The sequence below is a fragment of the Bradyrhizobium japonicum USDA 6 genome (assembly GCF_000284375.1).
In the GTDB taxonomy this organism is placed as follows: Bacteria; Pseudomonadota; Alphaproteobacteria; order Rhizobiales; family Xanthobacteraceae; genus Bradyrhizobium; species Bradyrhizobium japonicum.
Map to the genome: position 1 here is coordinate 8,486,818 of NC_017249.1, position 22,188 is coordinate 8,509,005.

At 59.7% G+C, this 22,188-nt stretch carries 16 protein-coding genes and 1 tRNA gene; 4 read left to right on the forward strand and 13 right to left on the reverse strand.

The window, feature by feature from the left end; all coding sequences use genetic code 11:
* Positions 1–221 precede the first annotated feature (221 nt).
* The 5 genes from BJ6T_RS39270 to BJ6T_RS39290 are packed head-to-tail and all read right to left on the reverse strand — an operon-like array spanning position 222 to position 6,871.
* On the reverse strand, positions 222–1,949 hold the full coding sequence (locus tag BJ6T_RS39270) for a dipeptide ABC transporter ATP-binding protein (protein ID WP_014498066.1): 1,728 nt from the start codon (positions 1,947–1,949) through the stop codon (positions 222–224).
* Positions 1,946–2,827 carry an ABC transporter permease gene (locus BJ6T_RS39275; RefSeq protein WP_011084419.1) on the reverse strand — a complete coding sequence of 294 codons (882 nt, stop codon included), beginning with the start codon at positions 2,825–2,827 and terminating at the stop codon, positions 1,946–1,948. Before BJ6T_RS39275 ends, BJ6T_RS39270 begins: the two co-directional genes overlap by 4 nt.
* Positions 2,824–3,786 carry an ABC transporter permease gene (locus BJ6T_RS39280; RefSeq protein WP_014498067.1) on the reverse strand — a complete coding sequence of 321 codons (963 nt, stop codon included), beginning with the start codon at positions 3,784–3,786 and terminating at the stop codon, positions 2,824–2,826. Before BJ6T_RS39280 ends, BJ6T_RS39275 begins: the two co-directional genes overlap by 4 nt.
* Positions 3,783–5,471 (reverse strand): ABC transporter substrate-binding protein, encoded by a 1,689-nt coding sequence (locus BJ6T_RS39285; RefSeq protein WP_011084417.1) that lies wholly within the window; start codon positions 5,469–5,471, stop codon positions 3,783–3,785. The genes BJ6T_RS39280 and BJ6T_RS39285 overlap by 4 nt, the downstream gene beginning before the upstream one ends.
* 32 nt (positions 5,472–5,503) lie before the next feature.
* Positions 5,504–6,871, reverse strand: coding sequence for an NtaA/DmoA family FMN-dependent monooxygenase (locus tag BJ6T_RS39290; RefSeq protein ID WP_011084416.1), 1,368 nt, complete (start codon positions 6,869–6,871; stop codon positions 5,504–5,506).
* Between the two features lie 647 nt (positions 6,872–7,518).
* On the opposite strand from BJ6T_RS39290, the gene BJ6T_RS39295 reads away from it, so the two are divergent.
* Positions 7,519–7,594, forward strand: a tRNA-Ile gene (locus BJ6T_RS39295).
* Between the two features lie 112 nt (positions 7,595–7,706).
* On the opposite strand, the gene BJ6T_RS39300 is transcribed toward BJ6T_RS39295, so the two are convergent.
* Entirely contained in the window at positions 7,707–8,873 is a 1,167-nt protein-coding gene (locus tag BJ6T_RS39300) for a hypothetical protein (RefSeq protein ID WP_014498068.1), read from the reverse strand.
* Positions 8,874–9,091: 218 nt separating this feature from the next.
* Here BJ6T_RS39300 and BJ6T_RS39305 point away from each other — a divergent pair, with 218 nt between their 5' ends.
* From BJ6T_RS39305 to BJ6T_RS39315, 3 genes are read left to right on the forward strand one after another with little or no spacing between them, the layout of a single operon-like run.
* A complete protein-coding gene (locus BJ6T_RS39305; RefSeq protein ID WP_014498069.1) occupies positions 9,092–9,382 on the forward strand; it encodes a hypothetical protein in 291 nt (96 codons plus the stop codon).
* A 59-nt stretch (positions 9,383–9,441) separates the two neighbouring features.
* Positions 9,442–9,786 carry a hypothetical protein gene (locus tag BJ6T_RS39310; RefSeq protein ID WP_014498070.1) on the forward strand — a complete coding sequence of 115 codons (345 nt, stop codon included), beginning with the start codon at positions 9,442–9,444 and terminating at the stop codon, positions 9,784–9,786.
* Positions 9,787–9,797: 11 nt separating this feature from the next.
* Positions 9,798–10,088, forward strand: coding sequence for a hypothetical protein (locus tag BJ6T_RS39315; protein ID WP_014498071.1), 291 nt, complete (start codon positions 9,798–9,800; stop codon positions 10,086–10,088).
* A 9-nt stretch (positions 10,089–10,097) separates the two neighbouring features.
* Here BJ6T_RS39315 and BJ6T_RS39320 read toward each other — a convergent pair whose 3' ends face one another.
* From BJ6T_RS39320 to drmA, 7 genes are all read right to left on the reverse strand, one after another.
* Positions 10,098–12,752 carry a phospholipase D family protein gene (locus BJ6T_RS39320; RefSeq protein WP_014498072.1) on the reverse strand — a complete coding sequence of 885 codons (2,655 nt, stop codon included), beginning with the start codon at positions 12,750–12,752 and terminating at the stop codon, positions 10,098–10,100.
* Complete coding sequence (locus tag BJ6T_RS39325; protein WP_028170328.1) at positions 12,749–14,350, reverse strand: hypothetical protein; 1,602 nt, start codon at positions 14,348–14,350, stop codon at positions 12,749–12,751. Before BJ6T_RS39325 ends, BJ6T_RS39320 begins: the two co-directional genes overlap by 4 nt.
* A gap of 93 nt (positions 14,351–14,443) precedes the next feature.
* A complete protein-coding gene (locus BJ6T_RS39330; protein ID WP_014498074.1) occupies positions 14,444–14,893 on the reverse strand; it encodes a hypothetical protein in 450 nt (149 codons plus the stop codon).
* Positions 14,894–14,990: 97 nt separating this feature from the next.
* Positions 14,991–15,434, reverse strand: coding sequence for a very short patch repair endonuclease (locus BJ6T_RS44845; protein ID WP_141379054.1), 444 nt, complete (start codon positions 15,432–15,434; stop codon positions 14,991–14,993).
* On the reverse strand, positions 15,434–16,195 hold the full coding sequence (gene drmC / locus BJ6T_RS39335) for a DISARM system phospholipase D-like protein DrmC (protein WP_014498075.1): 762 nt from the start codon (positions 16,193–16,195) through the stop codon (positions 15,434–15,436). The genes BJ6T_RS44845 and drmC overlap by 1 nt, the downstream gene beginning before the upstream one ends.
* A complete protein-coding gene (drmB, locus tag BJ6T_RS39340; protein WP_014498076.1) occupies positions 16,192–18,042 on the reverse strand; it encodes an MrfA Zn-binding domain-containing protein in 1,851 nt (616 codons plus the stop codon). The genes drmC and drmB overlap by 4 nt, the downstream gene beginning before the upstream one ends.
* Positions 18,039–22,091, reverse strand: coding sequence for a DISARM system helicase DrmA (gene drmA / locus BJ6T_RS48965; protein WP_014498077.1), 4,053 nt, complete (start codon positions 22,089–22,091; stop codon positions 18,039–18,041). The genes drmB and drmA overlap by 4 nt, the downstream gene beginning before the upstream one ends.
* Positions 22,092–22,188: the final 97 nt, after the last annotated feature.

Here is a 22,188-nt window from a genome sequence, read left to right on the forward strand (position 1 = left end):
ACCCACCTGACCCGGTGCGCTGATCGGTCGTCGCATCTTGTGGATTGACGTCTCGCAGTGGAGCCCTTCGAGGACGGGCATTTGCATGGTCCGAACAGGGGGACGGGGTTTCAGCCAGCGCGGATGCTGCATGGACACGGCCCGACATTCCTGCCTTCCACAGCACTGGCCCGCGCAGTCACCCTCCCGCTGAGCCGACATGTGCGGCTGGCCTCTGAAATTTATGCCGCCTGGAAGTGCAATTGTGGAACGGCCGCGACCAGCTTCCTCGTATAGGGTTGCCAAGGCCGTAAAAATACGTCGTCCGCTCCACCGGCTTCGACGGCCACGCCATGGTGCATGACAAGAACGCGGTCGCTGAGGTGGTGCACGACGCCGAGATCATGCGAGATGAATAGATAGCTGACACGCAAATGCGACTTGAGATCTCCAAGCAGATCGAGAATTTGCGCCTGAATGGATACGTCAAGTGCCGCGACCGGCTCGTCACACACGATGATCTTGGGGCGCGGAGCAATTGCGCGCGCGATCGCAACCCGTTGGCGTTGACCGCCCGACAGTTCCAGTGGACGCCCGGTCCTGAAGTTTGGTGACAGACCCACGAGATCAAGCAGCTCGCTGACCTCCGATTGTCGACTGGCTCTGTCGAGGGGATTTCCGCTACGTCTGGCCAAGGCATCATCAATGACACGCTCGATGGTCCAACGCGGATCGAATGAACTTAGTGGGTCCTGGTAGATGACCGAGATATCCGATCGCCGCTGGCGGCGCTCTTTCTCAGTCGCTGCAGTCCACGGCGAACCCTCGAGTGTCACCTCTCCTTGGTCCGGCCTTTCGAGCGCGAGCGCCATGCGTGCCACGGTCGTCTTCCCAGACCCTGACTCGCCGACGATGCCTAGCGTCTCTCCATGGCCGAGGCGAAACGAGACGTCATTGACGACGGTACGCAGCTTGCCATCCGGTCCGCGAAAGCGCTTGACGAGCCGTTCCGCCTCAAGCAGGGGACTACAACGCTGTGCCATATTCGACTGGGTCAGCGCTCTGGTCTCTCCTTCAGCCGAGATGAAGCGCGGCGCCGTCGAGGACGAAAGACGGCTCCCGCGTGACCGGACGGATGGGATCGCCTTGAGGAGGCCCCGCGTGTAATCATGTCTCGGGTCACCAAAAATCTGTTCTGATGAGCCATGCTCGACGATTTCGCCGTGTCGCATCACAATAACCTCGTCGGCCATCTGCGATACCACGGCAAGATTGTGGCTGATGAGAATCATGGCCTTGCCGCGTTGGCGGGTTTCGCTGAGCAGATCCAGGATTTGCGCCTGGATCGTAACGTCCAGCGCCGTCGTGGGCTCATCTGCGATCAAAAGAGCTGGATCGAGTGCGATTGCCGTCGCAATCAAGGCTCTTTGCCGTTGCCCGCCTGAAAGCTCATGTGGAAGCTGCCGCGCCTTGACCGCCGGCTCGGGCACGCCCACGAGATTCAGAAGCTCAACTACCCGTTCCGTCAAGTCTGCGCGTGTCCTGATTGCACGGTGAACACTTAGTGCTTCACCGATCTCCTTGCCAACCGGTCTCAGCGGATCGAGCGACACCAGCGCGTCCTGTAACACAAAGCCAATGCGCTTGCCGCGCAAGGCTCTCCATTCCCTGTCACCGAGTCGATCGATATTCTTCCCCTGAAAAGTCAGGCGGTCAGCTTGGACATGAGATCGCGCCCCGGTCAGACCAACCAGCGTCCGGGCCGTAACGCTTTTGCCTGATCCCGATTCACCGACGATCGCGACGCACCGGCCTTCCTCAACCCTGAAAGAGACCCCCTTGACCACAGCTCGCCGCGAATGCGCCGGCCCGAAGGAAACGTTGAGGTTTTGTACGGTGAGCAACGGGTCGCTAGCCGGGGGCTTTGTGGCATTTTGCCGGAAGGAAGCTGCGGGATAGGTCACGTTCATGGAAGCTCGATCCTTCCTTCCAGGCGTTGCTGCACGTACTGGCCGATGACAGTCACTGAGAGCGCGAAGGTAGCGATGGCGATCCCGGGCATGACCTCGAGCCACCATGCATAGATTACGTAGTTGCGCCCGGCATTGAGCAGTGCGCCCCATTCCGATGACGGGGGCGCAACTCCCAAGCCGAGAAACGAAAGGCCGGATGCCCAAATGATGGCTTGCCCGATACCGAGCGTGAACATTGTCGCAAGCGGGCTGATTGCGTTGGGGAGGATATGCTTGAACAGGATGCCCCTGGGCGAGTGGCCTAACGCCTTTGCCGCCTCAACATAACCAGTAGCTTTGACCCTCAGAACCTGCACCCTCACCATGCGTGCATATCCTGGCGATGTTCCAAGGCCGACCGCGATAATCAGTGTCGAGACCGAGGTGCCCAACAACGAAACGAAGAGAAGCGCAAGGAACAGAGTGGGGAGAGCGAACAGGGCGTCGAAGAGCCGGCTGAGCACGTTGTCGATCCAGCCGCCAGACAGGCCCGCCGTCACGCCGAGTATGAGCGCGATGGCAAGGCTGAGCGCAGTCGCACCCAGCCCAATGGAGAGAGACTGACCTGTCCCCGCCACGATGCGGGAATAGAGATCCCGTCCGGACTGGTCCGTCCCCAGCCAATGCGTCAATGAAGGGGCCCTGAGAGGTGACATCAAGCTCAGCGCCAACGGATCATGCGTCTGAAGCAGTTTCGGCGCAATCGCCGCGATGAGGAAGAAGGCCGTGAAGACAGTCGCGATATAGACCGGAACCGGAAACATACGGGCGCCCGTCAGCACTCTTGCAGTGATGAACGCTTTTGTATGTCCCGGGGAGCCATTGGCGAAACTCATGCCTCTTTCATCCTCGAGTCGACGAGTTGTATCGTGAGATCCACGATCAAGCTGGCGGCGACAAACAGCGCAGCTGAAACCAGGATCACCCCTGACACGACCGGGACATCGCGTGTGGACGATGCTGCGACAAGGACGCCGCCGAGCCCCTGACGGCCGAAGACCGCTTCAATCAATACGGCGCCCGACAGCAGCTTGCCTATGATCCAGCCGGAAAGGGTGATCCCCGGCAAGGCCGCATGGCGCAAAGCGTGACGTAGACGGAGGCTGAGATCACCTGTGCCGCGCATTCTCGATGAGGTGATGAAAGGCTGATCAAGAACCCGCGTGAATCCGCTCAAGACCGCTTGACCAAGGAAGCCGTAGATTTCCAAGGCCAGGGCCATCGTAGGCAGAACGAGGCCCATGAGGGTGTTGCCGCCCACGACAGGAAACAAGCGAAGCTGGATCGCGAAAACGACCAGCAGGATTGTCGCCAGCCAATAGGGCGGCAGGGTTGCCAGGAAGACCTGAAACCCGCCTAGCGCCTTGGACCATATGTTGTTACGCCCGGCGAAAAGAACCGTGGTCGTGATGGTGATGATCCAGGCGGTCAACATGGCGGCAAAAGCGAGCGCAATCGTTGGTCCGATCTGGCGCGCAATCAGGTCTGTGACAGGTTGATATTGGACGTAGGACTGCCCAAGGTCTCCGTGCATCACATCCCTTACATACTTTCCGTATTGCACGAAGACGGGTTGATCGAAGCCATATTTGGCATTGATGGCGAGTAGCTGGTCCCGAGGAATCTCTCCCACGTTTCCGCTATTTGCATTGAAGATGATCTGGGCGCGTTCCCCGGGCATCAGAAACTGCACAAAGAAGGTGAATGTCGCCGCGGCCCAAACCACGATCAGGCCGGACAAGAGCCGGCGCGCTAGCCAAAGGCTTTGATGGCCTATCGTCTTCACCGCATTCATTTCTTGTCGGTGAAATATGCGTCCGAGAAAACGGGCTCGCCCACCGACCCGCTGTCGAGCCAGATGTCTTTCACATTATCGGCTAAAGCGAGGGTGACGTCCAAAACCGTGTAGCTCAGGGACGGCGCGTTCTCGATAATCCGCCGTTCCGCCTGCTGATAAAGCGCGGTGCGTTGCGCCTTGTCACCAGCCTGTTCAGCCTTCTGAATGATGTCCCACAGGGGCAGATCCTGATAGCGGGATGGATTGAAGGGATTGCGGACACCATTCAGGTCAGGCTTGTACGAAATACGATAGATCTCGGCGCCAGGCGCAACCCAATACAGTGGAACGACCTCATAGTCATTTGGACCAAGATTCTTTCCTGCCCAGAAATCAGCCTGGTTGGTCGGCTGGAGCCGCACGTCGAACCCTGCGGCCTTCGCTTGCTGCTGGATGATCTGCAGGACCTGATCGCCGTCGGGAGGCGAAAAGGCATTGGTGTAGGTGATGCGTATGATCAGCGCTTTGCCGTTCTTGCTGCGAATGCCGTTTGCATCGCGCTCCGCCCAGCCAGCCTCATCGAGCAGCTTGTTCGCCTTCTCGATGTCATAGGAATAGGATTTTGAGAGCTCGCTGACATATTCCGGCGAGCTTTGGCTCAAAGCGAAATTGCCCTCATAGGGCAGTGAGCCAAGAAACGCCGCTTGCACGGCAGCACGTCGGTCCGAGGCGTAAGCAAAAGCCTGCCGGACACGCACGTCGTCGAACGGCGGTCTCTCGGAGAACAACGCAAGCCGAAGCGGCGTTCCACCCGTGAGGTGGCGCACGATCTTGAACCGGGAATTGGCATCCTGCCAGTTGACGGCAGGGATATGATAGACAACGTCGGATTCGCCGGTCAGAAGTGAGCCGTAGCGTATCGTGGGGTCAGCGAGAAAACGCCACTCAATTCCTTCGACATAGGCTGGGCCTTGATGCTTGGCAGTGGCCGGCGCCGAATTATAGTTTGGGTTTCGACGGAATATGACGTTCCTGCCGCGGTTCCATTTCTCTACGATGAACGGACCCGAACCAACTGGGCTTTCGCAGTTCACGGCCTTGCCACGCTTAAGCGCCGTCGGCGACAAGATGCCTTGCGAGGACTGCGCAAAGACATTCAGCAGCGGCTCGAACGGCGTCTTCAACGTGATTTTGAACGTCAGCGGGTCGGCAACCGCCGCGGACTCGAAGATGCCCCTGAGATAAGGACCGGCTGTGGGGTTCTCGAGCTCCGGACTGTCGCTCAGCCATCCATTGATATTATCGACGACCGCCTGGGCGTCCAGAGACGTCCCGTCCGTGAATTTGACATCGGGCTTGATCTGGAAGGTGTAAGTTTTGCGGTCATCCGAGATGGTCCAGGCGGTCGCAAGCCAAGGCAGGATCCTTCCGTCTTCAGCCCTGGCGACCAGATTGTCGCTGAATTGACGCTGAAGGTACCACTGCTGCACCCAACCACCATAGAGGCACGGCGGCTCCTGGAAGTGTCCGTACCGGATAGTCCCACCCGATTGCGGCTTGCCAGCCGAAGCGCCCTCCGCGTGCACCGGATCCGCAATCGAAAGGCCAGACATCGCGATGGCGATGACTGCGGCGCGAGACTTCACACGACGATTCAGACTTTTGAGAAGAAACGCCGCATGAGCGGCAGCCGGCTTGGACATGATAAGCTCCGAATGTGATAAAGGAGAAGCACTCAGGCGGCGGAGACCTGGTCGGTGCGCTCGCCCTGCAGTGGGATGCCGAGGTGCTCGCGCAGCGTTTCGCCGCGATAATCCGAGCGGAACAAGCCGCGCCGCTGAAGAACGGGAACAACGTGATCGACGAACGCAGGCGTACCGTCGGACAGAACATCAGGTATGACGTTGAACCCGTCGATTGCGCCAGCCCGGAACCACTCTTCGAAGCATGCGGCAATCTGTTCCGGCGATCCGACCAGCACTCGGTGCCCGTAAGCAGGCGCCTCTACGATGATCTGGCGGACTGTTTTGCCGGAGCGCACGAGAGCTTCCACAGTGCGATGCTGGCCAATGGAAAAAGCAGCGTCCGCATGTCCCGGCAGTAAGCTGAGGTCGATTGGCTCGTTGATCTTCAGCCTTTCGGCAGGAAAGCCGAAACGACTGGCCAGCGCATCAAGGGCAACGTCAAAGTTGATTAGATCGTCAAGCTCCGCCTTGCGCTTGATTGCTTCCTCTTCGGTTCCGCCGACGAACGTGACGATACCCGGCAGCACAAGGGGCGCCCGTCGTCCATGTTGAGAAGCAAACGACCTGAGGCGATCGGCCTCGCGCAGGGCGATTTCCAAATCGCCTGTCGATGAGAACACGGCATCGGCGCTTCGGGCCGCGAACTGAAGCCCTTGATCCGATCCGCCGGCCTGGAAAATAACCGGCTGCCCCTGTCTTGAGCCGGGATGTGTCAGTGGCCCGCTGATGTCGAAGAACTCGCCGGCATGCCTCGTCGTCCGCAGCCTGCTCGGATCACCAAACCGCCCCGCGGCCTGATCCAGGATAATAGCGCCTTCTCCCCAGCCATGCCAAAGGGTTCGCACCGCCTCCACAAATTCTTCGGCGCGGCGATAGCGGTCATCACGTGACAGCTCGTCGCCGCCAAAGCTCCTGGCCGTATAGACATTGGACGTCGTAACTGCGTTCCAGGCCGCACGGCCGCCACTGACAACGTCAAGCGACTGGAATCGGCGCGCGAGGTTATATGGCTCGTTGTAGGTGGTGGATGCCGAGCCGATCAGGCCGACAAATTTTGTTTCTCGGGCAATGCTGGCAAGTGTAATCGTCGGCTCGATGCCGTTGAGCGGCGGGTGTTTGTCGATTGCTGGATCGAGCGCTGGCGTGTCGGCGAGGAAAACCGCGTCGAGCTTTCCACGCTCGGCGTGCTTCGCGGCTCGTACGTAATGCTCAATATCGTAAAATGCGCCGGGAGAATTTCCGGGCCACCGCCACGCTGCGGTATGTCCCCCAGCGCCATGCAGGTTCAAGCCAAGGTGAAGCTCACGTTCAAGCACTGACGTCATCACGCGGCACATGCGGTTCGTGTAGAGGTGCACCGGAAGGTCAAAAACGGCATCGCACTCTTCTCAATTTTCGGTAGCCATGAACGCGTCATGGCACTCCAACATTGTAGAGTAGCCGACCAGCGTCAACCGCGGAGGAAAAATAAGAATGCCTGTTTCAATTCGTGCCGCCAGATAATTAATTTCTGTTGGGAATGCCTCATGGCGCGGAACGATAAACTCCGTGACTGAGAAGCCCCATCTATCTGGTTTGCATCACATCGACGGACCGACGCAGCGACCAACTCAGAGTCGCGTGGACACGAATGCGCTACAAAAACGAGCTCCCGGACGCCGAATTCAAGCGCCATCGCAGGGTTGCACCTCGTGTGTTGCCGCCTACGAGCGCCTGTTCCCTGACCGATTGAGCGCGCGCTACTGTTTCGGCTCGCCGCGGTAGAGCCAAAGTCGAAGTTCTTTGTTTTCGGGCTTTCGATTCAGGAATTCTGCGTCCGACGGCGACAATACGCAACGCGGGATCAGGATCCTCGACCGGTCGGCGGCTCGCGAGCTTTGACCTGCAAAGCTGAATGCCGACTGCGAGCTAGTCCCTATTTCGCTTGAAGCGATATGGGATTGCCGGAATGCCGGCCAACCTGTAGACGATCCCGGCGCCGCCGCGCGGTCGCCTTTCAGCGGCGGGGCCTGTAGCTCAATGGTTAGAGCCGGCCGCTCATAACGGTCTGGTTGCAGGTTCGAGTCCTGCCGGGCCCACCAATGGTATCAATCACTTATGCTTATGGCGAAAAATAACGTGGACCGCTTGGTGGACCGGGTGGATTCTTTCGGGCCAACCATGAAGAGACTATCGCGCTCGCGGCACACGACGTCAGCTTGTGTCTAAATGCTCTTCGATGGCTGCTGCGATGGTGCCGTTCTTCACTGGGTCAATGCGATCCGCTTCCCGTTGCGCCCAGTTCGCCCATTTCTCGAATTCCGATTGTCCCGTTGCTGTTTCAGCGACCCGCAATCGTGCCGATTCCACATAGGTTCGAATCTGATTGGCGCGGTCGAGCGCCTTCGCCTGAGAAAGCAAACGTCCGATCCGTTGCCTTTCCGACTTCTGCTGAAGCTCGCGTGCCTTGCGCTCGGCCTCCTCCAGCCGCCGCTTGATTTCAGCTTCGGCTTCAGCTTTTCGCTCAATGATCCATTCTCTATGTCGGGCGAGACCGTGGCGGTAAGACGCCTCCGCACTGAGCAGCATCTGCACCAAGATCTCGGTCAGTTGATTTTCGAGTTGGCTTCCTTCCCGATCTTCCCAGGATTTATCGGTGTTCGAGCGATCACGCTCTCTGCCGAAAATTAGACATAAGCGCTCGCTCTGGCCTCCTTTCTTCGATTTGGTGGGCTCGATGGTAAACCAGACGTGGGCTTTGCCAATCGTGATCCATAGATCTCTCTTGCCGCCGGGCTCTTCTACGTATTTCGACGTATTCATCAAAGGTCGGCACCCGATGCGAGCGGCTGTCAAAAAGAGAGCGTTTATGATCAGCAGGCGCCGCCGCGCCATTCCTGCGTCGTATTTTGGCGCGTACAAGCTGTGGCGCTGCTTGGCAAATTCCTTACGTCGTTCTTCATCATGTGCCAGGAGCTTCGCTACGAGCGGATGTGCAGGCTCGAATTTGCGCCCGCAGCGGACCTGCCCCACCAACTTTCTGGAACGCTCTTCGACTGAACACATGTCCTCATCGAAGGTCGGAACAGAAGGGATCGTAACGTCCTTGAATCTTTCCGGCCAATCCGCGCCCCAATAATCGTTGCGTGGCGGTCCACCAACCCTATCGGAAGCACCGGGGAAGCGAGGCGGCAACGCGATTTGGGCCGGCTTTCCGGCTTGTTTGCGCGCCCAATATCCCCGGGTCGGCACAGGGATACCCGCTTTTTTGCATTGCTTAGCGAGCGCAACGTCCGAGATACCGATAGTCGCTGCCACCGTCCTCATCGGTTGAGACCACACCAAGTCGTACAGCTCCTTCCGGGTAAATTCGGTGTCCATGACTGCCGTGTGTTTGCCTATCGAGAGCTTCGCGGGAGAGATTGAAAACTCTAAGCCCGAGACGCTTGCCCTGACGATAAAAAATCGCGACTAAGGGGCGGTATGATGTGGATACTAAAACGAGGAGCAGAGTGCGGGGGGCGAAGGGGCTCTGGCTTCAGCGCGATGCAGCACAGTGAAGCGTTGAAAAAAGTGGAACCACAAACAGGAGACGAAGGATGGGTCACAACAATCCAGGCCGAGCACGTAGAGAGATCGCCCGCGACAACGAGCGCCTCTCCAAAATGACCGAGGAAGAGAGGCAGAGGGAGCGAGATGCGGAGGATCTGTCACGGGCCAAGGATCTAGCAAGGGAGGAAACCTACCAGTCCTTCTCGGCCGAGGAGAAAGCCATCTATGCGAAGGTAAAGCATGCGCTCGCAGTCGCAGAAAGCCGCGCCTCGGATGCATGGCATTGGGATAAACAGTTCGGCGGCCCGGGTAGGCAAAACCCCTGGAGGAAAGACTAATGAGGATTTGGCAGGCTTAATCATGGGCCAGCAGTTGAGTTGGAGGGAATGTTGAACGGATGAAGAAGTTGATCCTGCTGGCGCTGATCTGTTGCGCCGTTCCAAATGTCGCAGTGGCAGAGAAGACGCCAACCCTCGACAAGGAGACAGATGCGATCAAGGAATATCTCTGGAAGAAGGGCATGAGCACAGCGCCGACCCAGATGTACCTTGCAGCCCGCACTGAACTTCGGACAGAGATGTGTGGCAGCATAAAGATGGACGACGAGGTGAAGATGTACCTGAGGACCGCTACCGTTGAAGCCCCTGCCGAGGTGGTCGTGAACTGGTACATGATCTTCAAAAAGAAGATGCGGGAGGTATTGATCGCCAACCCAGACGAAGCCCGCGAGTTCTGCAAGTGAAAGGACGTAAGATGAAGAAACTGCTGTTGATCACTCTCGCCCTCGGCATCAACCAGGCGCACGCATCGACCTTCAACTACGTTTGCAAGGACCGCGGGAAGACGTATCCGCTGACGGTCGACGACGCGAAGAACACCCTGACCTGGAAGGGGACCGTCTACAACATCAAGGAGACCGACTGCGGCAAAGCCGGTTGGCACGCCGAGAAGGACGGTGTTGGGTTCGACTTCTGCACTGCCACCAAGGGAGTCGCTGACTTCGAGCTTAGTGGCCAGACGGTCATGTGCGACATGAAGCGATGACCAGGTACGTCAGATGCACAAAGCCGACTCGTTCTGGCCCGGTAAGGAGGCTTGGGACGCAATGTTCGCAGCAGATTGCTCTCGCTCTGCCTCGGTTGAACTCCGGCCCATCTGCATCGCTCGCCAAAGTTCGTCGAGAGCATCCCTGATTTCGAGATTTTCCACGCCAGCTGCCTCAAGATTGACGCCGCTGCAGTAGGTCTCGGCGGGGGACCGAGGCGTCACTTCCCATCCGTGAGCCGACCATAACACTGACCCAGCTCGTTGCATGGTGCTTCGGCCGGCGCGTCCCGGATGAACACGGTCCCATTGCTGCATGATCATCGAAAGCTTCTTCATCGCCTTTGCCAGCCCTGCCGCGCGCTCGTTTATCGCGAATCCGGCGTCTCGGATGATGAGTTTCTGCGTCAGTGTGGACCGTTGATCGGGATGAGACACAGCGAGAAGGTCAGGGCATTCTAACACGTGGAAGATTGCATCTGCCTGCTGGATAAGCGCGCCGAGTGATTGCGCCTCTGGCTTGGCGAGCGCGGCAAGCAAGATGGTATACAAGGCACCGTCGCCGATCGCCTTGAGAAACTCGGGCCGCTTGCCCTCCGCCGCGTAACGGGCCTGCACCTGCCGGAACAATCCTTTTGGCTTCTCGCGGCCATAGGGCTTGACCAATACAATCTGAACGACGCGGCACGCGACGGACGCGAGTGCGTCGTCCGAAAACCATCCTTCTTCGTTTCCTTTGATGCAGAGCAGAATAGGAAAAACGATCGCCTGTGCGAGGGTGGCAGGCGGACACGCCTCGGCAAAACGAGGCTTAGCAAGCCCGGATAAGAAGCTGTCAATTTGGTTGCGCAAAGTTGCAAGCGCCTCTGCATCGCTCCTCCGAGTTGCGGGCGGAGGCGGCGGCGGTGTCTTTCCGGGATTGTTTTTCGTTTCGCCGTTGGCCTCATATTTCTCGGGTTCGTCAGCACTCCATCTCTCCTGGGATAGATCTATTTCCGGCTCGTCATCTGAAGTGAAGAGAAACTTCATGATACCGCTGAGCGAAACGCCGTGCATGTCGTTCTGGCCAGGCGGATGCGCTTCGCTCTTCCTGGCCTCGTCGCTCAACCGATAGGTCAACTTCGACGGATCGACCGATCCGGCCGGTTCGCTCTCGTCATCCGCGCCGGTATCCGGCTTGGTGGGTCCCTGTCGTTCCAACGGCAAGCTCGACAAGTCGGGCGTCTCGAAGTTGAGGAGACTCGTGGAGACAGCATAGATCGCCTCCATGATGCGCTGCTCGCTTGCACCCGCGAAGCCTCGCCCGGAGAACACTTGATGATTGGGATCGACCTGGCGGCCACGCGCGGCATTTTCAATGGCTCGCTCGTTGTCGATCCAGCGCGGCAGCGTCGCCGCGACCGTCGAGCCTGACCGGATTTGCATCGTTGCAAAGACGGGCTCTGGGCCCAATGACGTCTCATCCGGAAGACGCCCCGAGTATCGCGTACCGGACCGCTTCATCGCAACGCGAACCACTTGCCGATTTAACTCGAAGGTCAATATCGCGTCATCGCCATCCGGGACAGGCTCAACGAGAGCCTCAATCGCGCGTCCGGAAGCCCTGAGCCTCAGGCTCGTCAGGCGATAAGCTGGACCGGCTCCTGTATTGCCAGGCACTTCCTCCGGTTTGACGGGGGCGGTGAGAACATCCTTGGGCAAGCGCTCTTCACCATCGAAGTCGGTGAGGATCGGCGCGAACGCGGCACGTTCCGCCGCATCATACACCGTGACGAGTTCGATGTTCCCGTTGGCGTGGTTCGCAAGCCATGCCGCAGCAGAGCAGTTCGCCGAGCCCATAACCGCGGCATTGCCGTCGGGTCCCGAGAACCAGCAGAATTTTGCGTGCACCCGGCGCTTGGGATCACGCTCGACGAACCGAATTTGCAGGGGAAGCTTTGCCAACTGCTTTACATCGAACGAAGCGAAAGATGGGCTTAGGCAGATCACCGCCTTCCTTACGCCAAACGTATCGTGTGCCCACCGAAGGAATGCGCCGTCGACGTCCGTCGAGCCAGTGTACATCTTAAGCGTCGTGAAGCGACGGCCTTCCCAGCGACGCGCCAATTGAGGCGCGAGGGGGCGGCCGGGCATGCCGAGAAGAACGGGGCCTAACGTTGGGTCATCCTCCATCCTGTTCAGCCATGGAGCCGACGCATGAACGGTCTCTATTTGCGAGCGGAAGGATTCCGAGCCGGTCACGGTGCCGACCGATCGCAGAATGGCGGAGACCCACGTCCCGTTGTCTTCCGTGCCGGGGCCGATCCGCCATGCTGTGGCAAGTTCGTGGTTTCCACCCCAACCCGTATAAGTAAGATTGCCGGAGCCGATCCATACTTTGCCGCCCTCCGCTGAGAGGCGAGCGATCAGCTTCGGATGGAAGAGGTTTGAAGGCTTCGCCTCGGCCAGCGTGTACCTTCGTCCGAGATGGAATATCTGGCCTGCGCAGCGTTTGATAGCGTCACCGATCTGGCCCGCATCGCCCAGGATCAGAATGCGACGGGAGCCGCCTACGGCAAGGTCGTCGAGCGGAATGCGCTCGAAGAAGAGAGGATCGAATGCATAGGTAAGAAATATGGCGATGGGATACCCGGGCTCTTGGCAGAATTCGCGCGCGCTGATCATGGCCGCCCAAGCGTATCGAGGGAGCGTTTTAACATGCGCGCTCCGGACTTCGTCAAGCCGCGCTTGTCGGTGAGATCGAGTTGCTTGAGCCAATCGATTGCCATCGGGAGGCGAGAACCCGTGCGGCCAGGATTAAAGCCGTTGTTGCGCGACCATGCCTCGGTGTCCGCTATAAGCACCGACACGTCTTTCCCACGCGGCACCGAAAAGCGTTTCCAGGCGACGCGAAGATGTTGCTGAACGGTCCGCATGACGAGTTCGGCCATCACGTCTCGGTAGCTGCGATCGTCTTCGAGAAATTCATCGATCTTCGGGCGAATGACCGCGTTGATTCCGATTTGAAAAGGCCCCCCGCTGTCCAAGAGCACGCTCCGACGCGCTACAGCAGCGTCCTCCAGCGGAGCTCGTGCGGACGCGAGACACCAGGCAACCGGCAATAGGGCGACAGCAGCATCACCCGAAGATTGGGCGTGCTTGTAAAGCGCAGTTTCGGACAGACCGCCCGCCCAACGTGCTACCCCACCTGCCTCCACCCGGCCCTTGCGACAATATTCTTGAACGCGTTCATAGACGGTACGAAACGACAATCCCTCTGCGGTCTCGCCTTTGCCTAGGATACGAAAATGACCTAACGCCTCGTCTTTCTCCGGGGCGGCCGCGCTGAGACTGGCGACGACTTCGCTGGATAGCGCTGGTGCGGAGCGCGCGCGCCAAACGGCGTCGACCGCACGCATAACGGCCGCGAACACGTATTCGTGACAGATCGCGAGGCAGTCCCGCGCGACGTAAGCGAGGAAGCCGTCCGTGCTCGATTCAAGGCAAGCGGGGAGCCCCTCAGGCGGTTGTTGTGCCGCCTCGAAGATATCCGCCTCCTCGATCGGACGCTCGTTCGCTTCGGTAAGCCAGAGCATTAGCGTGTAATGCCGCAACCGTCGCCGTTCCGCAGCGTCCGTAGGATTTCGCGGCATAAGAACGTCGATCAGGACCTCACGCTCCCCGCGAGGTATCGATACGATCGACATGGGCTCAGCAAGTTCTTCGAGTTCCCCGCGCGAAATCCGATCGGTGCTCGGCTTCTTCGCGAGACGCGCGCCGTAAACGGTATCGTGCAGTACCTTGTCGAATTCTTTTGCGAGCACAGCCCCACGTTCTTCACTAAGTTTGTTGAGCCCATGCGCCGCTTGGCCCGTAAGCTTCAATTGCCGGCTCGATGCGATGTAGGCGTTGAGTGCGATGTTCTGCGTGAGCTTTCTCAAAGGCAGTGTCTTTTTTCCCGAGTCCAGCGCCTCGTCGGCCGCCTCGACGCCGACCAGGTTATTTACGTCCCGTCGGATCATTCGGTTCGCCATCACAAAGGCTGCTTCTTGCGCTGCAGCAAATTCGACGAACGACGATCTCTTTTCGGGAAGTCGCGCCTGGGCGTAGCGCCAGATCATCCAAGAAATTAAGGACATGTATCGTAGTTTGGGGGTCACAGTTGTGACACCGTCGAACAAATCGTTGCCGATCGCTTGTACCGGGGCGCGAAGCCCGAGCAAGTCGAGGCCTGCCGTTTGGACAGCATCGAACGAAACCCAGTCAGGTATCGGCACGCTCATTAGCTGTTCGCCCCCGCAACGGCAGCGTACCGCGCGGCCGTGCCAAGGCGAAGCCCTACAGCCAGCGGCAATTCGCTCACGAGCGTTGCCGGGCTAACGCAGACGCTCGGCCGTCGACAATTCGAAATCATATTCCCAAAGCTCTACACTTGCCGGCACGAGATGCCCGTGCGTTTTAAGGTAATAGGCCGCAAGGCTCTGCTCCTTGCGGTAATGCTTCAACACGAAAAGGACCTTTCGATAAGAGCTCGGCGCAACGTGGAAGTAATACATGGCCTCATTCCACACCGTCATCTTCGCGCTCGGCATATTTCCACCTTGCGTCCAGGTATGGGACTTGCATTCGACAAGTACGGGCGGGTTCTCGCTGCCGAGGTCGAAGCGGTGCAACTTTTTGGTCTCGCCGACGCCCACGGGCACCGCAAAATTTTTCGTCAGGGCAACTCCCTGCATTGCGAAAAACACGCGTGCTGCGGCCTCGAAATCGTTGCCAGCGTGAGCGTTGCTAAGCGAGCCCGGCCTCTGGAAATTGTTGTTGTCCATGCAGGTTCGATCGAATCATCTTAAAGTAGTATTATTGGACCAAAATACGCTCAATTGGGAGCCTGCCTGATGAAGGCTGTCCAGAGCCGCGCTGCGGTCATTCGATGTCGCCGCATCGCTTTTTGGACTTGAGCCACGATTCTACCCGTTTCGCCAGGCCGTCCAGCGACCTCGCCGTTCTACCGCGCAAGGCGCATTCCCAGACTGTCAGCACACGCCAGCCTCGTTCAGAGAGCTCGGCCCGATTGCGGGCGTCACGTGCTCTGTTCGCCGCGAACTTGGCTGTCCAAAACGCTTTGCGGGATTTGGGCATTGTCGAGCGATAACAACCATGTGAGTGCCAATAGCATCCGTGCACAAATACGACGGCCTCGAAGCGAGGAAACACCAAATCCGGACTGCCGGGGAGCGCTCTGTCGTGAAGCTTGTAGCGAAGGCCACGACGGTGAAGCGCCTTTCGGAGCAGTACCTCGGGACCAGTATCCTTTTGTCCGACGCTCGCCATGATCATTGAGCGCACAGCTGGCTTGACGGTATCCATCAGACTCTCGCAATGACGTTCGACGTTTCGAGAGCCTCTAGGTGCCGGTGTAGATCGCGAGGAACGGAGCCCCCGCGGATCAGGACCCCAGCTTCCATGTTTCTTTCCATCGCATGGCCGGTAAGGTTGGCACTGGAGACGAAGCAAACCGTCTCGTCGGCGACTGCGATCTTCGCATGAACTTTGCCGCCTGCAAATTTTTCACCTTGGTTTGTCCAAGAGCAGATATGCGCAGTTGGCAGCGCCGCTTTCATCTTTCCGATCACATCGAATGTGATGCCCCCGCCGTCCTGCTCGCTGAGTTCGAGCAACATTGACAAGCGAACACCGCGTGCGATCGCGCGCTCGAAGGCCTTCATGACACTGGGGACGGAATAAGCGACGAAGCTGGTAACGAACAAGCGGTTCGCGGCGGCGTCGATCACTTCGAGCAGCGCCTGTTCGGTGCGACGGGTCGCGATGGTCGGCCCGGGTGGTCCGGTCCAAACCAATTCCAGTTCCTGCTCGGCTTTCGCGTGGCGGTAACCCACACTGGCTCCCACCAGCAAGGCCGCGAGGCCTGCAGGTTCGACGGGGTTTGCTTTCCAAGCGGTAACCAAGGAGGTCAAGAGGACCCGAGCGCTCGGCGTCAAAGGCCACTCGTCAAGACCGGGAGCCGTCGAGGGACTTACTGATTTGGCGATGACGCGCGCTAGTTGATCGACGCGGGCTGGCGGGGTCTCGGCGACCAAGCGCAGGACGGCATTGAGCAGTGGGGTCATGCGATCGCTCGCGCGAAGAAAGCTGCGTCGTCGGCCTCCAAAGTCGGTATCAGAAGCGCTCGATCGATGTAGCGGTTGCCCTTCTCACAGGATGTCTCGGATACGAAAGAACACGCGTGACAGGCGGCGGCATGAAGCGACCGGTCTTTGCCGGGATCGTGCTCGGAACAAAGGGGATCGGAGGAACAGATACCCGCTCGTCCTAGAGCTTGTGCGAGCAAGCGTCCGAGGTTGTTGGGGCGACCCAATTCGACCAAGCCGCCCAACGTACCGTCTGAATCCGCGGCGGCGGTATAAATGAGGATGCCGGCTTGTGGTTCGGCTACTTCCACGTCGGCATAGATGCGCTCGCGAATGCTCGCGGCGTTGTAGCCGCATTCCAATGCGAGTTCTCGGATGAGAAGATGCGAAAGCGTATGCAGCATAGCATAGCGCACGCCAGGGAATTCGCCGCCGTCCATTTTTCGCGCCGCCCGCCAGCCGCGGTGCCCTTCGAGCAACAGCCGTGCCCGTCGCTGGACGCCCGGGGTAGCTTCCCAGCGCTGCAACGCAGTTTCGTCGAAGGTGAGAAAGACACCCTCCCCGTGTACTTCGGTCGCGGGAACCCATGTCGGCGGCGTCGGGGCAAGAGGGGCGCGTGGCGAGCGATCTTCCGGCACAGCCGTCTCTTCCGGCGCATCAACCCGCGTGAACCCCAAGAGTGCGTTCACTTCGCGCAGACGTTCGAGAAGCAACACGCCCGCGATTTCCTGCGCGAATGCCGCCGGGACGGCGACATTCTTTCCCAAGAAATGCGGCCAGTCCGTCGGAGGATTTGGCGAGGTGAGCACCTTCCACTCGGGGCCCTTGATGTCGGCGACGGAGACGGCGGCGGTTGCAGCGCCGTCTTTCACTGCTTGCACCGCATTCCAAATCGCTTCGGCCGAATGCTGGTCTATTCCGGGCAGTACGCCCGTGCGCTTCAACGTCCGCACGGTGATGGCTATCTCGGCCTCGGACTCCACGTCCACGAAGTAGTCCCAGCCATCTTGTACGAGTTGCGCGACGGTATCGCGGGCCACGGGAATAGCCAAAGCCGACAAAGTTATTGGAAACCAGCTATTGGTGGCACCCAACAAGACCGGCCGGGCTTCTTCCTCGCAATTCGCGTCGAAGCGATCCATGTGAGGGTGCCGGCCGCGACAAGCCGGGAGGGACTCCCGGCCGGACTTCCCGAAAGCGTGGGCCATGTTGCGCGAGGCCCCGCAGCTATCGCATTTGACCCAGAGGTTTTCGGTTTGCAGCGAAGCGCCGCTCTCGAAGAAGCGAAGCGTTCCGGCACAGGCGGATGGACCGTTATGGACGAAGTAATGCCAGGGAAAATCATCGATGTGTCCGTTTCGGCAGGCCAGGAGGAAGCGCGCCGGAACCGCATCGGCGTCTCGCGCCGGCTGATCATTTCTCGATCCCCGGCATTGGCGGTGCACGAATTTGGTGTCTTCGAGACGAAAGCGGCTCTCTTTGCATTCGAAGAGCGCACTGTCGTAGGGAGACAGTAAGCCGCATTTGACGCAGCGGAGCCAGCGCGGGAACGGCTTCACCGGGACACCCAAACTCGCTTCCGGCGAGAATGGGTTCGGACTGTCGGTGGTTTGTATGGGCGGAAGGCGTAGCGAGTCGACCTGCTGTCCCAGTTCACGCCGAACGGCCGCCAGCAGGCGAGCTTCGCGGATCGGGCGGCAGAGATTGACGTCCCACCGGTCGATGCCGAGCGTCACGACCGAGAGGTTGGGTAGATCGACGAGCGCTCCCGGCCCGTATGTCCACAGGAGCTGGCTGGGGCGCACTTCGCCTACGGGGGTGCTCATGTGTCGTCTCCTGCGCCCGCGGCTGGCGGTCGTGGCGTCCAAGGAGGATCTCCCCCAGTGAACCGAGCCGTGTTCATCACGAGACGAACGCCGGGCTCCACTTCACGCATGGACATCGGCACCGTGAAGTCGTCCCAGGGTTGAGCGCCGGGTCGCCTGAGAAGAGCGACGGTCGTCGCGCGAGCAGGCCCCTTCTTTTCATAAGCGAGCGTTCGCCCGGGAATATTGGCTTCTGCGGCCCAAGCGTCGAGGCGAGATTTCAGCTCATTGGTGGCGAGAACTCGGGAGGCATCCTCGTGCGAGACCGACCAGGCTCGCGCCACGACGAGGTCGCGTGCTTCGGCGGCTTCGGCCCTGTCCGGCTTGTCGAGAGCGCCCGCACCCGGATTCGGATTGAAGGCTGCATTGTCGAGGCGCATCACGCTGAGTAGCGTGCCAGTCAAGCCCCGATCCATGGCTCTCGGAGAGAAGGGCGTTACGGATTGGGCCTCGACGTGTTTGTAGAACGTCGCGTGATACTGTTCGAAGGTCTCGTAGTGCGAAAGGTCTCGTGGTCTCGCCCAGGTGAGTACGGTGCAAACGAGGCCGGGCGATGCGCGCCCGACGCGGCTTGTAGCTTGAATGTACTCGGCCGTGCCCTTCGGTTGACCGTTCACGACCATAAGACCCAAGCGGTTCACGTCTACGCCAACCGAAAGCATGTTGGTCGCGAGCACGACGTCGATCGCGCGCGCTTCGCCGTCGGCCCACCGGGTCACGAAGGCGCCCTCCGCCGGGTCGTAGGTTGCGTTGAACTTGACTTCGAGTTGATCGAGATATTTCGGAATGTCGCGGCTCGAGACCCGCGAGGTAAGTTCTCGCACGTTGTTGACGCTGCGCTGCGCCAACCCCGGTCGGTTTACCTCGCTCATCTCTACACGATAGGAACGCGTTTGCACGTCGTCTTCGCACAGACGCTTCATGCCGCCTAACTCGCGCAGAGAATTGAAATATCCGACTGTCGTCATGTAGGGATCGGCGGCTTGGCCGAACCGATCGAACAAAGCTTGAGACGCGGTCAAAAACGCGACATAGACCCGAATCAGCATCGCGGGGCGCGAACTTCCTGGCGAACAAACGCCAAGATACCTCCGACCGGGGAGCTGCTCAATCGGCCGTTGCAGCGAAAAGAAATTGTCGGCGACGTCAAGGCCGTGCGGCGGGAATACGGCCACGCGGCGCATGAAGACGTTGTTGACCTGCTCGGCTGCCTTGCGAACCGTCGCGGTGGAAGCGACGATCTTCGGACGAACGGTCTTTCCGTCGAGCGACCAACTGCACAGCTCGTCGATGGCAGTTTCGTAGAGACCGACCATGGTTCCGAGCGGCCCGCTGATGAGATGAAACTCGTCCTGGATGATCAAATCGGGCGGCCGGATCGGCGCGATGGTCTTGGCCGAAGTGCGAGGGAGCCCGGCGCGTGCGTTGTGCGTTCCGGTACAGTCGGCGTCGGGCCAAAGCAATCCATGGCGTGGGCACTCAGCGGTAGCGCGTCCGAACAACGTGCGCGTTTCGCCGCGCCAGGCCATCATCGCGAACTTGTCGACCGTCGCGATCATCATTGAGGGTGGACGACGATAGATCTCCTCGTCCACGACCGTTACGGGAATGCCGGGATGTGGTCTTCCGCTCGACCTTCCCTTGGAAAACTCGCAACCGCCCACGCTGTCACTGCAATAGAGTGTCGTACGGCCTAGACTGGTATTCACTTCGACGTCCCGACGAGCGGAAACTTCCGAGCCGCACCAAGGGCAGCTCGTGAGCTGCGCTGGTGAGGTACGGCCCGCATCGTAGGTCTCGGGATTGCGGATATCTTGGATCGCCTTGTGGCTGTCCGCAGTGGTGCCAGGGGTAACCTTGTTTCCTACCCACAAACCGATGGTAAAAGGCGTTTCACCCCACTTCGAATCGCCCTTTGCGATCGCCTCTTGGCGCAGAAGCTCCATGGCACAGATAAGTGTCGAGGCGCGCTGAAATTGTTGCAGTGTCAAAAGGCGCAACGTGTAGCGCATGATGACGGTCAAGCCGCGGCTGCTGTCGAGGCCGCCCAGGCCCGTTTGAAGACGACGGATCGCCATGGCATAGGCCGCGACGCCTAGATAAGCCTCGGTCTTACCGCCACCGGTCGGAAACCACAGGAGATCGGCGTAGGAATCGACGGGAATCGTGCGGTCCTTGTGCAGAGGATCGGTCAGAGCGGGCAAAGCGAGCAAGATGAAAGCGAGCTGGAACGGGCGCCAGGATCGGTTTTTGCGCAGGTCGAAATCGGAGAGCGGCTTATTCTCGCCGCGGCGGCGCGAGAGCGCGTAGATTCCCCGGACGCGCTGGCCGGCCATAGCGCGATTCATGAAACGGAAGGCGTCGAGCGCCTTCTCGTTTCGCCCATCGGTCAGCACCGCGATGCCTTCCCGCAAGCGTTCTTCGATATCGTCGCAGCGTTGAAGGGCCGCGTTGGCGGCGCCGCCGAACCCCGTGACTTCACCGCCGATCCGCGCTTTTTGCTGATCGATCCAGGCGCGGTAATCCTTGGCGAGATTGTCGAGCGCGCCGACGAGATCCGTTCGGCCCATCTTGGCGAGTTCTTCCATGTCGAGATGGCCGAGTTCGACCATGCTTTTCATGGCAGCGCGGTCTTCCGGCCGAAGCCCCGGAGTTTCGGTGACGGGTACCTCGTAGCTCGGAAGAACGGTGGTGCGTATTTCGGTCGCGTGCTCCGGATCACCGGCGGCCGTGGTGGCATGGACCGCAACGCCGTGCCCTACGGCAAACTCGATCTGCCGGCGGTATATCATCTCCAACGACTCTCTCTCGGGATCGTCATTGTCGATCTCGAAAGAGGCGCGCCGCAAGAAGATGGCTTGGCCGGTGCCGCCCGCGGCACGCACGATGATTTCCGGCTGGAATACCCAACCGGAATCCTTGTTCTCTTCCGGCTCTTGCTGGGCGTTGACGAGGAAGAGCGTAATCAGGCGGTGACCCGCTGCGCTCTTCTTGCGGATGGTGCCTTGCAGCCGCACCTCTTCGTTGCGATCGTCCGCCGGTCTATGGGTGATCGCGCCTTCGCGGATATCGATGGCTTTCACGCCGCCGCACGGTATACGTTCCCATACTTTCAACGGCACTTCGGCTTGTTCGGTACCCGTGACGCGGCCTTCGGCGTCCTTCAGCTTCCGATTCACCTTCTTTCGGAGTTCGTGCTCGTAGACACGTTCGTATCGGCCCCAGCGTGTTTCGACTTCGATCTTGTCGACTTGGCCATCAATGCAGAACGTGAAGCCGACGCTTGATGGGACGAGCGATTGATTGCTCGCAGCCTCGATTTCGTCCGCGGCGTCGTCTTCGGGATCGACCCGCCCGGAGGCGCTTTCGAATTCGCCGCCGGGATCGTGGCGGCGCCGATCCGTCTCCAAATCGTCCGGCTCCTCGTCGTCTTCCGCGGCCAAGGGTCCGGCGAGGCCTTCGATCCCGCCGCGCTCTTCTTCGCGAGGCGCGAGCTTGCCCACCAGATAGCGATCGCGCACACCCATATCGAGAATGCGCTCGTGCGGGCCGCCTGCGGGGCCGAGCAAATCGTCGATGACGGCGAGTTGCAGCAACTCGCGGATATATGGTGCGTCCTCGATCGGCGGAACGTCGTCGGGCGCCGTGCCAAAGGCCTTTGTCATGACTTCGGTGAAGTCATTCCAGGGCGTGCGGACCGGAAGAGCCCCCCTTGGCACTGCGAGCCCTGCCGAGCCGGTGAACCCGTCGCGCGCCGTGACCATACGGTCGAAATAGACGATCGTCCGATCGAGTTCGGAGCGGACCCTCAACACGCGTCCCGCCCGCGTGATCCGCCCCTCGCCATCGAGCAAGACGAACCAATCGTCTTCGTCGACATCGGCGAGCGACGCGGGAGGTGCCGCAAAAACCGCACCGTATTTGTCGATCAGAGAACGGCTGCCCGTCACGGCGGGCTCGCGGGCGGTCCAAGCGTTCGAGGTGTTGGGAGCGATCGTGGCGTCCGTCATGTTTCACTCGCCCGCAAAGGATATTCCTTCGATAAAAAGTCGGCGACGAGCGCCGGTGTGTTGAAACCATTGTCGACGAGGATGTTCGCGATATCCC